General features: G+C 43.0%; 10 protein-coding genes. All 10 read right to left on the bottom strand.

What is annotated here, in order from left to right:
* Positions 1–54 precede the first annotated feature (54 nt).
* Complete coding sequence (locus P3T48_RS13020; protein ID WP_276506961.1) at positions 55–1,116, bottom strand: acyltransferase family protein; 1,062 nt, start codon at positions 1,114–1,116, stop codon at positions 55–57.
* Positions 1,117–1,144: 28 nt separating this feature from the next.
* Positions 1,145–2,137 (bottom strand): acyltransferase family protein, encoded by a 993-nt coding sequence (locus tag P3T48_RS13015; protein WP_276506960.1) that lies wholly within the window; start codon positions 2,135–2,137, stop codon positions 1,145–1,147.
* Positions 2,138–2,152: 15 nt separating this feature from the next.
* A complete protein-coding gene (gene porZ / locus P3T48_RS13010) occupies positions 2,153–4,165 on the bottom strand; it encodes a type IX secretion system anionic LPS delivery protein PorZ (RefSeq protein ID WP_276506959.1) in 2,013 nt (670 codons plus the stop codon).
* A gap of 33 nt (positions 4,166–4,198) precedes the next feature.
* On the bottom strand, positions 4,199–5,098 hold the full coding sequence (locus P3T48_RS13005; RefSeq protein WP_276506958.1) for a glycosyltransferase family 2 protein: 900 nt from the start codon (positions 5,096–5,098) through the stop codon (positions 4,199–4,201).
* Positions 5,095–6,162, bottom strand: coding sequence for an acyltransferase family protein (locus P3T48_RS13000; protein WP_276506957.1), 1,068 nt, complete (start codon positions 6,160–6,162; stop codon positions 5,095–5,097). The genes P3T48_RS13005 and P3T48_RS13000 overlap by 4 nt, the downstream gene beginning before the upstream one ends.
* Positions 6,163–6,202: 40 nt before the next feature.
* Complete coding sequence (locus P3T48_RS12995; RefSeq protein WP_276506956.1) at positions 6,203–6,814, bottom strand: non-canonical purine NTP diphosphatase; 612 nt, start codon at positions 6,812–6,814, stop codon at positions 6,203–6,205.
* Between the two features lie 81 nt (positions 6,815–6,895).
* On the bottom strand, positions 6,896–7,849 hold the full coding sequence (locus P3T48_RS12990; protein WP_158463813.1) for a YitT family protein: 954 nt from the start codon (positions 7,847–7,849) through the stop codon (positions 6,896–6,898).
* A 1-nt stretch (position 7,850) separates the two neighbouring features.
* Complete coding sequence (gene leuS / locus P3T48_RS12985; RefSeq protein WP_276506955.1) at positions 7,851–10,712, bottom strand: leucine--tRNA ligase; 2,862 nt, start codon at positions 10,710–10,712, stop codon at positions 7,851–7,853.
* A gap of 205 nt (positions 10,713–10,917) precedes the next feature.
* On the bottom strand, positions 10,918–11,880 hold the full coding sequence (locus tag P3T48_RS12980; RefSeq protein WP_158463815.1) for an aldo/keto reductase: 963 nt from the start codon (positions 11,878–11,880) through the stop codon (positions 10,918–10,920).
* A gap of 738 nt (positions 11,881–12,618) precedes the next feature.
* A partial coding sequence (locus P3T48_RS12975) for a hypothetical protein (RefSeq protein ID WP_276506954.1) occupies positions 12,619–12,838 on the bottom strand: 220 nt, incomplete at its 5' end.

Here is a 12,838-nt window from a genome sequence, read left to right as displayed (position 1 = left end):
AAATACGCCATATTGAAGCATAGAGATAGTCTGGATTATAGGGAGATTCCTTGATTAAATTCTTTTGCCATTCAAGACCAACAAGGCTTTATGAAAAAATCTATCCATACCCCAATAGACTAATACAGAACACATGACGGAGCAGAAAGATATTGCCAAAAAGCACAATATAGGCATGTAACCATTCTGGAAATCTATTTTTGAACATAGATTGAGCCCGATAGATGTAAAGTATCGGTGGATGGCAAAAACAAAGAAACTTGTACCTGAAAGATATTGTGCAATACTTCCTTGTTGTTTGTTTTTTGTTAATAAGTGTACAACATTGAGTATGATGAAAATGAATAGGGTTTCTTCTATGATTTTAATGTCCGATTGGTACACGATTCTTATAGAGAAAAGCACTCCGTAGGCTACCATGAATCCTATCAAACTTTTCTGAGATAACACCCAACTGGAATGATTGATGGAGAAATAAGCACCAAATATAAAGAAGTATAAATAATAGTCATTGAAGCCTGGAACTTCAGGAATCATTCCGCTCAATGCGATAGCTCCCAGTGCGATTACAAATATCATTCTTAGCTTTTGGGTAGCATACCAAATAATAGGTGCCAACAGCGTGTAAACAAGTAGACACTGGATAAACCAAAATTGACCAACCAAAGGGCCTACTTGGTCTGTTTGACAACCTGTAACCTCTCTGATATTCCAAAAAATCAAGATAAAATCTTGTATTCTAAAATCCGCAATTTGTTTATGTAGAAGCAGATTTATATTAGGTTTTATCTGTTGTAATATGAAAATCATTATAAAGCAGATGAGATTCCATAAAATATATGGAATAAGCAGGCTATATACTCTATGAATTATCTTATTTTTAAAAATATCTAAGTTGAAATTTCCTTCACGAAATAGCAAAAAGCCAGAGATAAAGAAGAATAAAGCCAATGAGTAAAAGCAGATATCACCGATAATGTAATTGGATAAGATGTGGATAGAGGTAAATTGGTTGGCAGATGCATTATATAGAGCGATATTAGAGTGTATCATGACGATAACCACGCAAAGCGGAAAACGCAAAATACTGATTGTTTGTGATATAGAAGTTTTCATAAGTCAATATGTGTTGCCTATCAGATTGTTAGGCTTTTATGATATTTTTGTTTGATTTGCCCACCATAAATGGTAAGTATCTATAAATCAACCATGTTATGATTGTGGTTACGATATATACAGTCACGAATGCAGTCATCACGTATAAATAGTTTCCTTGATATACTAATCCTACCTTCGTCAGGAGTTTACTGACAATGAGGGGTACTCCTCCACAAAGGAAGTAATAGACAAGTGAATGTTCTCCAGTCCATTCTATATATTTACAAACTGGTAGTCTCTTGCATAGATGTATAAAGCATAAACTACATATTAAGGCATCCAATAAGAAGAACGCATAGTTATTGATGTCGATATACCATATCATCATATTTACCTCTATGACCTGTTCGGCTATTTTTATGCAGACAAGCAGTATCAGCAACAAGGCTATATATATAGGATGGTTTATAGGGTTGAATACTTTCTCATATCGATGGTAAGTATAGCCAATACAGAGAAAAAGTAAGGCTTGCATACTGTTATCGAGTTGCCATATATAGGGTTGATTACCCTGAGATAAGCTGATGGAGAGAATGAATCCTATTATTCCTGTCATGGCTATGGCTATTATGTTTTCACGACTCATCCATAAGACTAATGCAAAAATACTCTCAGAAAGAATGAGAGTGGCAACAAACCACGAAGATTGACCATAGGCGATTTGTGTGCATATTTCTATCAGGTTGATGCTGTTGTTATATACCCATGCTTTGGATAGGGAAATGAGAAATGAGAAGATAAGATAAGGTAAAAGTAAGGTTTTAGCGATGGATTTGATTTTGTTCTTGAAGTCAAATTTTGATTCTTTATATATCAAGTATCCAGAGATGATAAAAAAGAGGGTAAGAGCGTTTACTACATAGATGTTGTAATCAATGATATTCAAACCTGTGTAGTAAAGCTCTGTATGATCGAGGAGTATAGCTATCATGCAAATACCTCGAAGTAAATCTATCCAATGTTTTCTTTGTTGAGTCACCAATACTCTTTTTTTTTAATTAATAATGGCTATTTTGCAGACTGTTCCTTTGCTTCCGTCGTTGGTCGCCGTTTCTACCATATAGATACCACTTGCAACTCTTTTCCCTTTTTGGTCTTTGGCATTCCAAGTATAAGTACCACCTGTGCTTCTGCCTTGGTTTACTAAGATACCATTGGAGGTTACGATTTTGATGTCAGCATCGAAGGATAGTCCTGTGATGGTAATAAGGCCAGTGTAATCTGGTTTAACGGGATTCGGGTAAGCCCAGACGTTGTCTTTTGTCATCTCACTATTGATACTACCAGCTTCGCTCATGTATGAACAGAGACCTTTGTCTGTACCAAAAAAGACTTCTCCTGTCTTCTCATTAACAGCAATAGACTCAATGTTATTGGATAGTAACTTACTATTGGTGGTAGTAAAGTGATGAATTTGCGTCATACAGTCATCGCTGATAGCATAAACTCCGTTTCCTATGGTTCCAAACCACTTTCTGTTTCCGCCATCGACAGCAATACAGGTGATGTCAATTCCGTTTAAGAGATAATCAGCAAAATTAGTTCCATCATTACGAGGTATTTTTACTTGAACAAAGACAGGTGAGTCTGATGTTATCTCTTTTCTCTGTAACAGCAACGGACCCAAAGAGGTGCCTACCCATATATCGTGATTTTTGTCTTCAGCTAAATATCTTACATAATAAGGTTCTATCTTTGTTCCATCTTGGTTGATGAATGAATGGTACACCTTGATTCCATCTGTAGATATTTGGTAACACACAAGTGCAGGATATGTTGGATGGTTATTGACAAACCAGAGTAATCCACTGCTATCAAATGTGAGGCACTCCATAGAACCTAAAGACATTTGGTCTCTATATAGTTCTGTTTTATGATGCGATACCCATTGTTCTTCCTTTGAAAATTCTATTAGCGACTGGTTGGCTGGTGACTGGCAATTCACCATCCATAGGTTGCCTTCTTGATCAAACTTAATACTACCAATGATTTGATAGCTTTTGCTTTCATTATTGAAAGAAGTAATAAGACTGTTATCTGAATTATAAAACTTGATAAAATTTCCATCTTTGAATTCATAGAGACCATTTCTCGCACCTGCAAATACATGGCTTGCATCTTTGGGGTCTACATCTACACTATTGATATCGATATAGGATAGTCCCGTCTTTTTGCTAATGTTATCATCATAGATTTGCCAGTCTTCACCATTTAAAATCTGGATTGTTCCAGGGCGATTTGCATCAATGACGTGGCCGAAGCCTCCTCCGCATGTGTAGAGTAGATTATCAACGAATCGCATACCCCAGAAATAATTATACTTTGGTCCGCCTGGATTTAGTGTACTGACAAGTTGCTTGAGTTCGCTTTTATCCTCTTGAGTTTTAGCAGCGTAGTTTCCTACCTTACTCCAGTTGTTCTTGTCGAGTAGATTTTGGGAGAGAAGAGCACTATATTGACCATTTGTTTCGCTGTATGCATAGATACGATTATTTTTTATTTCGCACCAATTTACTTTGAATCCCAGATTGTAAGTGTCGCTGACTTCTCCATCTGCTATGTTTATTTTTATAATGCCAAAACCATTGCTCATGTAGGCGTATTTGCCATACATATAGATGTCGTTTACGGCTTTATCGCCTGTGGTTGAGGCGGTGTTGTAATCAGAGAGATTGGTTACCTCAAAGTTACTGACATTCATCAAGTCGATGTTGGAGTTGTTGTAGAGGATAAGCAGTCTCTTGGCAGAATTATTGTAACCGATATGTTGGATATCACAATCGCTCAGATAGTCTGTTTTACTGAATGTTTGAATACTTTGGTCGTTTTTGTTATAGACATAAAGGCTATTGGAAGCCTGTACAAAGATCAGGTTTCCTGCTTGTTCTACTTCTTGCACGTCATGATATGCCATATAGGCTTTCCAATCACCGATGGCTGCTTTTGCTTGATGAGATATGAATACAAACAAAAGAAGCGTGAGCGTATAATATATTTTTTTTATCATAAGAACAAAGTTCTTTATTGGGGTTTCTTATTATCAAGACTCCAAATGTACGTAATACATTAATTTATATATATTAAACCAAAAAATACTTGGTTTATTGCCTGTTAATCGTGTTTTTATTGGTAGGCTGAGCAGCGGGTACAGCTTTTTACATAGATTGGCAAGATGCCAACGATGTAACTTTTTCTCGTAAGCGATGATTTTGGAATAACCTTGCAACTCCTCTCTGAACTGATAAAGCGTGCGGAGACTTTCTTCTGTCTTGATTACAAAACTCCAGTTTTCTATAAAATGTTCATAACCTAATGGATTGTCAATATGCTTAATCTTTATGTGATTGTTTTTTAATGTTTTACCGAAGAGTACGTCTTCGTATCCATATTGGCGAAAGCGTTCATCTAACGGATGTTGCAACATGATGCTGCGTTTGATGATGAAGTTGGAGGTATGAAAGTCGCTGTATGGATTCTTTTGACGTTGTTTATAATCTCCGTTTTGCAGAGCTTTACATTCGAAGATATATCGCAGATTGTGTTTCTTGGTTTTTAGATTTCTTCTTACTTGATAGCCTCCGTAAATGACATCGCATTCTTGTTCTTTTTGGTATTTTGCAAGATATTGGTTGTTAATGACATTCATATTGCTATCAATAAACAGCAGCCAGGGGTGTTTTGCCTCTTGTGCCAAGAAATTACGAATAATAGCCCTTCCTACATTCTCTTTTCTCTCGACATATCTACTATTTTCCAAATCGTTGATTTCTCGATTTTGTTCTATGGTAGTTTTATCGGTAGAACCATCATCGGCAACGATGATTTCATATTCGAATTCAGACGCCGAAGATAATACTGCTGCTTGAGCTTGTAGGTTCTTTACAAGTTCAAAGCATACATTATTATATGTAGGAATCAAAATCGATAGCGAGTTGATCATTTGATGTATTTTTTGAGGTAATTACTACAGGGTGTTACCAGAAATTTCTTTGCCATCCATGATGTGAGGATGGTGAGGGTCAATGCTATTATTAACTTGTACTCCCAATAGGGGTTATCAATACCGAACATCCTTATGAAGATGCTTTGCACGATACGAAAGCAAAGGCTGTGACATATGAATATCTCAAAACTGATGCTACCCAGCCATAATAATGCCTTTTGATGGAATAGGCGGGTGAGCCATCCCTTGCCCTGATCGGAAGCTACGAAATAGAAAATGCTTACGACAGCTGGCAACCAATAAAGGGCAGCACAACGGAAGTTGGGATTAGTATAGATAGAAAGGTAATACATCCCTGCCGACAAGAGGACGATGGCTATATCTGCTATATGTGCCTGCCATGTACCAAGTTGGGTGGTGATGAGCGCATAAACTTGTTTCCCCTTTTCTGAACGATAGAATCGATAGAGTAAGATGCCCAAACAGAAGTCTATCATGCGAAAGGGTGGAGCTGCGTAAATATAGTCAGCCGATTTGTCTTCTTTTATTATCATTGTTAGGGCGATATATGCCATCATGTAGATAATAAAGATTACCAGTGGTAATGCTTTTTTTCTTTGCATTAACCATCGGTATAGATACTTGAAAAGGAAATAGTAGATAATCAGGTCGGATAGAAACCACGTAGGTCCATTGAGACCTCCCATGAATTCATGGATAGGTATCCAACACTGTAGTAAGAACGTGTGAGCTACGGTCTGATACCAAGGACCGAGAAGCCCCAATCGGTTGTCCAAGGGTATTATGATAGCTATAACCAACAGGTGGAGCGGATAAAGTTTGAAGATGCGTGAAAGAAAGAATTTTTTATTGCTCATCTCTTCTTTCACTAATCTTTCACCATAGCTCAGTGATAATACGAATCCGCTGATGATGAAAAATATGACCACAGCATATTCTCCTAAGTAGTCGTTGCAAGCTTGGGAGATGGGAAGTGTGGCATGCGACATCACTATCATTAAGATAAGAATGAATCGCAAGGAGTTGAGGGTTCTAATCATTTCTTGTTATCGTCTGTTGTATTTATTCCGCAGGGTGACCTTATCTCTTCTTCAAGTATTCTGCCAACTTAGCCACGGCTCTTGCTCTGTGGCTGATGCCGTTCTTGATTTCTTCGCCCAATTCAGCAAAACTCTTGTTGTAGCCTTCCGGTACGAAGATAGGGTCGTAACCGAAACCTTCTGTGCCGTGTTTCTCAGTGGCGATGCTGCCGTTTACTATACCCTCGAACTGGTGGATCTTCTTGATGCTGGTACAGCCACAAGGACACACATCCTGCTTCTCTATATAGCAGATGACGGTACGGAAACGGGCTTTGCGGTTCTCTTTTCCATTGAGTTCGCGCAGGAGTTTTGACATGTTGGCCTCGCTGTCGTGGTCGGTTCCTTCTGCATATCGGGCACTGTGAACTCCCGGTGCTCCGTCTAAGGCCTCTACTTCCAGTCCTGTGTCGTCGGCAAAGCAACTGACGTGGTAATGGTCGTATATGTATTGAGCCTTCTGCAGGGCATTCTCCTCTAAGGTGCTGCCTGTTTCGGGAATGTCTGCTTCACAGCCTATCTCTTTCAGCGATACTACTTCGTATTGGCTGCCTAAGATGTCGCGTATTTCTTGTAGTTTGTGCTGATTGTTGGTTGCAAAAACTATTTTCATTTCTATTAGTGTTTAATGTTTAGTGTTTAATGTTTATTTACTTAGCAGATAGGCATAAACTCTAAACACCAAACTTTTCAATTACTTTATCTTTTGAATATCTTTCTCTTTGATCTTCACTTTCATCTCGTCGAATCCTTCTCCATAGACACCGATGACGGAGCTTTGGCTTACGAAGGCGTTAGGGTCGATGATTTTGACGATGCGGAAGATGGTTACACTCTCGTTCTTCTTGGCCAGAATACAGAGCACCTTCATCTCGTCGCCTGTGTACCAGCCATGGCCGTCGAGGATTGTTACGCCATGATCCATCTGTGTGCCGATGGCATTGGCTATCTCCTGATATTTCTTGCTGAATATCATGAACTGCACACTCTCTCGCTGGGCGTTCATCACATAGTCGAGTACCAAATTCTCTATCACCATCGTACAGAGGCCGAATACCACCTTTCTAACGGCATCTATCGTCGTGAAGTCGGGCTTGGCATTGAAGACGAAGAATGAACTGCCTACAATTACCAGGTCGACGAAGATGAGCACTCGTCCCAACGAGATGTTGTGATACTTGTTGACGATGGCTGCTATGATGTCGGTGCCTCCTGTGCTACCATTGTGCAAGAATACGATGGCAAGCGATAGACCCGTGAAGCAGCAACCGATGATGAGCGACATGAAGTCCTGTCCTGGTCCTAATATCTGTATCAACTCGCCATGAGGACCCATCAGGGAGTCTTGTGCCAAAGCCAACAGTACCGAGAGCATGCCGATGGCGTAGATGGTTTTCACCATGAACTTAAGTCCCAATATCTTCAGCGCTGCTACCAACAGAATGGCATTGATAATAAAATAAGAAAAGTAGATGGGGATGCCTGTTCCGTAGTAGATGACGGCAGCGACACCGGTGACACCTCCTGTCACGATTTGGTAAGGTAACAGGAAGAGAGTCCATCCGAATGTATACAACATGAGTCCAAGGGTTATGTAAAAATAATCCTTGAACTCATTTTTTATTTTTGGACTGATTGCTATTTGCATATTACTTTTTCAATACGACGTTGACAATCTTCTTGGGTACGACGATAACCTTCAGTACGTTGAATCCTTCCAGGTACTTCTGGCTCTTTTCGTCGGCCAATACTTGTTTCTGTATTTCCTCGTTGTTGGCATCCACAGGGAAAGTCATCTGGAAACGAGCTTTACCATTGAAGGAAATGGTGAGCTGCATATCGTTCTCCTTCAGATACTGCTCATCATACTTTGGCCATGCTGCGTCGCATACGCTTCCCTGTTCGCCGAGTGCTTCCCACAACTCTTCTGCGATGTGTGGAGCGAATGGAGCGATGAGGATGACGAGATCTGTCAGGAGTTCCTTGTTGTGACACTTCTGCTGACCCAATTCGTTCACGGCAATCATGAAGGCTGAGATAGAGGTGTTGTAAGAGAACTTCTCGATATCCTCGCTTACCTTCTTGATGAGCTTGTGTACGCTCTTCAGGCTCTCTGGCTTCGCTGCCTCGTCGGCTGATGGCAGGAAGTTGTCGGTGCGGTTCTCGTAGAACAGACCCCAGAACTTCTTCAGGAAGCGGTGGCAACCGTCGATACCGTTGGTATCCCAAGGCTTACTTGCCTCTACAGGACCCAGGAACATTTCATAGAGACGCAGGGTGTCGGCACCATACTTCTCGACAATCATATCTGGATTCACCACGTTGAACATGCTCTTAGACATCTTCTCGATCGCCCAGCCGCAGATGTACTTGCCATCTTCCAGAATGAACTCTGCGTTCTGATACTCTGGGCGCCAGGCCTTGAAGGCCTCGATATCCAGAATGTCATTGCTTACGATGTTGACGTCTACGTGGATTGGAGTTACGTCGTAATCCTTCTTCAGATTCAGGCTTACGAATACAGGAGCCTTGTCGTGGTCGTCGCTGTTGATGCGGTAAACGAAGTTTGAGCGACCCTGAATCATTCCCTGGTTCACCAGCTTCTGGAATGGCTCTTCCTTGCAGCTTACGCCGAGGTCGAAGAGGAACTTGTTCCAGAAACGAGAGTAAATCAAGTGGCCGGTAGCATGCTCGCAACCACCTACATAGAGGTCTACGTTCTGCCAGTACTCGTCGGCTTCTTTGCTTACGAGGGCCTGGTCGTTGTGTGGATCCATATAGCGCAGGTAGTAAGCCGAAGAGCCTGCGAAGCCTGGCATGGTGTTGAGCTCCAGTGGGAATACGGTCTTGTTATCTACGAGACTCTTGTCAACCACCTCTTTCTTCTCTGCATCCCAAGCCCACTTCTTGGCTCTGCCCAATGGTGGCTCGCCAGTCTCGGTTGGCTTGTAGGTCTCAATCTCTGGCAATTCGAGTGGCAGGCACTCCTCTGGAACCATCTGTGGCATTCCGTCCTTGTAATATACTGGGAATGGCTCACCCCAGTAGCGCTGACGTGAGAAGATGGCGTCGCGAAGACGATAGTTTACCTTCACTCTACCGATTCCTTTCTCGGTAACAAACTTCTTGGTAGCTGCGATGGCTTCCTTCACGGTGAGTCCGTTCAGAGAGAATCCGTCCATGCTACTCTTGCCTGCCACTGGCGAGTTGGTTACGATGCCTTCCTTGGCATCGAAGCTCTCCTCTGAAACATCAGCACCCTCGATAAGAGGAATGATAGGCAGGTTGAAGTGCTTGGCGAAAGCATAGTCGCGGCTGTCGTGAGCTGGCACTGCCATGATGGCTCCTGTGCCATATCCTGCCAATACATACTCGGAAATCCATACTGGGATTGCCTCGCCGGTGAAGGGGTTGATAGCGTAACTTCCTGAGAATACACCTGTTACGCTATGGTTGGCCATTCGGTCGAGCTCGGTGCGCTTCTTTACGTAGTCGAGATACTTTTCTACCTCTTCCTTCTGCTCGGCAGTAGTCACCTGCTGAACATACTCGCTTTCTGGAGCCAGAACCATGAAGGTTACGCCAAACATGGTGTCGGCGCGGGTGGTGAAGATGGTGAACTTCACGTCGCTGTCTTTTACTGAGAATTCCACCTCAGTACCCTCGGAACGGCCTATCCAGTTCTTCTGTGTCTCCTTGATGCTGTCGCTCCAGTCGATGGTGTTCAGACCGTCGAGCAGGCGCTGAGAGTAGGCTGATGTTCTCAGGCACCACTGCTGCATTTTTTTCTGGATGACGGGATAGCCGCCTCGCTCGCTCACGCCGTTTACTACCTCGTCATTGGCAAGTACTGTGCCCAGTCCTGGACACCAGTTCACCATCGTCTCGCCGAGGTAGGCGATGCGGTAGTTCATCAGTATCTGCTGCTTCTTCACGTCGTCGTAGCTGTTCCATTCCTCGGCGGTGAAGTCGAGCTGCTCATTCTGAGCCACATTCAAGCCCTCTGAGCCTTTTTCCTCGAAGCGCTTGATGAGCTTCTCGATGGGCTGAGCCTTCTGGCAGCTGTTGCAGAAGAATGAGTCGAACATCTTCTGGAAAGCCCACTGAGTCCAATGGTAATACTTTGGATCGCAGGTACGAACCTCACGGTCCCAATCGAAGCAGAAACCTATCTTGTCGAGCTGCTCGCGGTAGCGGTTGATGTTGGCCACGGTAGTTATCTCTGGATGCTGACCGGTCTGGATGGCATACTGCTCGGCTGGCAAACCGTATGCGTCGTAACCCATTGGGTCAAGCACGTTGAATCCGTTCAGGCGCTTGTAGCGGGCATAGATGTCGCTGGCTATATAGCCCAGGGGATGGCCTACATGCAAGCCTGCTCCCGATGGATAGGGGAACATGTTGAGCACATAGAATTTCTTTTTGTTTTCATCCTCGACAACCTTATAGGTCTTGTTCTCGACCCATTTCTGATGCCATTTCTTCTCGATCTCTCTGAAGTTGTATTCCATTGTTTTTTATCTTGTTTATTTTGTTTCCTTTTTCTTTTGTTTCTGATGTCTTGCGAGGGGCTGGCTCCTATATATTAAGGTGTAGCTCCGTTCAAGTTGCAAAATTACCTTAATTTTGTCACACTACAAAATAAAAAGCCATTTTTTTATGGACAACTGTATGAAGTTGGAGGGCAGAAATGCTCGGTTTTGCCCTGCTGCTCTGTTATTTAGCATGCACGCACTTCATGTTCTTTTCCAGTTGTTCTACAGAGCTGGCTCCTACCAGTACGCTGGTTACGCCTTTCTGTTTCAGTATCCATGCCAAAGCTTTTTCGGCCAGAGTTTCGCCCTCTGAGGCTGCCTCGTCGTTCCACTTCTTCAACTGCTCCAGCAGTTCTGGCGTCAGAGCGCTGTGCTTCAGGAAGTGTTCCTTTGCCATGCGGCTGTCCTGAGGGATTCCTTTCAGATAACGGTCGGTGAGAAGTCCTTGTGCCAAAGGCGAGAAGGAGATGAAGCCGATGCCGTTCTCGGCACAGTAGTCGAGAGTGCCCTGCTCCTGTGGCTCCTTGTTCAGCATGTTGAGTTTGTCTTGATAGATGAGCAGCGGACAATCGTGCTCCTTCAGATATTTGTCGGCAAACTTCAAGGCTTCCAAAGGCCAGCGGCTGATGCCTAAGTAGAGCGCCTTGCCTTGTCTCACGATATCGACCATCGCCTGGAGGGTTTCCTCGAGTGGCGTGTTGGGGTCGTAACGATGGCTGTAGAAGAGGTCCACGTAGTCGAGGTTCATGCGCTTGAGGCTTTGGTTGAGGCTGGCCGTCAGATACTTGCGCGAACCCCAGTTGCCGTAAGGCCCTTCCCACATGTCGTATCCGGCTTTGGTGGCAATGAAGAGTTCGTCGCGATAGGGACGGAAGTCATCCTGCATCAGTCGGCCCATGGTTTCTTCTGCACTTCCGTAGGGAGGGCCGTAATTGTTGGCAAGGTCGAAATGGGTAATGCCGTGGTCGAAAGCATAGTGTGTGATGGCACGGCTTCGCTCGTAAGGGTCGACGCCTCCGAAGTTGTGCCAGAATCCCAAACTGATTTTAGGCAGCAAGACTCCGCTCTTGCCGCATCTCTTGTAGAGAGCATCTGCGTCTGCGTAGCGATTGGCAGCTGCGGTGTAGATTCCTTTTACGTCCATATCTTTGTGTTTTAATATTTTGTTGTTTTCCGTCTGCGAAGATACAAAGTTTTTTCCATATAACAATTTTTATTGCGAAAAAATATTGTTCGGCGCTTGTTGAAGTTCTTGTCCTTCTTTCTTTGTCTTGTGAGAATTTGGCCCGATTCTCAATGATGGCTGGCTTCGGTCATAATAGACGACCGGGCTTGGTCTTAATAGATGGCTGGCTTCGGTCATAATAGACGACCGGGCTTGGTCTTAATAGATGGCTGGGCTTGGTCTTAATAGACGACCGAGTTCGGTCTTAATAGATGACCAGAATTGGCCTTGATAGGCGAGGCAAGTCTTTGCCTTGCGGATTTGGCTTAATCAGGAATGTTTTATGAACTCTCAGCAATAATATCCGGAAAACAGTGGCAGGAAAGCTTCTGTATATTTATTCGCGGTTAAGTTGTACTTAACTGTGAGAAAATAATTTCCCAGTTGTGAAAAAATATTTTTCCAGTTGGGGCGATATGGTTTTGCAGTTGGGAACTCGTTTTTCGGCAATTACTGCATGAATATACTGCATGAATATTCGTTGTAAGTCTTCGGCAGGTTTCGGAGAGTCAGAATGTAAGGCTTTGTTTATTGAAAACATCATGTTTCCCTTCGCCTGTGCGCCCGCACACGCGCAGCTCGCGCTCCCGTGTGTATAATATAATGAGAGTGGGGCAGGAAAGTCTCTTATTCTTTACCCTAACTGTTAAATAACTGTTAATTTTCAAACTTTTTCGTCGAAACTCTTGCGTGTTTGGAAAATAGTTTGTACTTTTGCACTCGCTTTTGAGAAATACACTTCTCCCAAGCGACAAAAGAAAAGAGTTCTTTGAAAGATTTCACATAAACAGACAAGTAGTACAAGAAGCGGTCTTGATTACACCTTATTATATTATAGGGCTGTTGATTGAGACTGGGTAAAAGAAACAAGCCGTCA

It is taken from the genome of Segatella intestinalis, assembly GCF_029348455.1.
Lineage (GTDB): Bacteria > Bacteroidota > Bacteroidia > Bacteroidales > Bacteroidaceae > Prevotella.
This window is presented reverse-complemented; position numbering and strand designations above follow the sequence as displayed.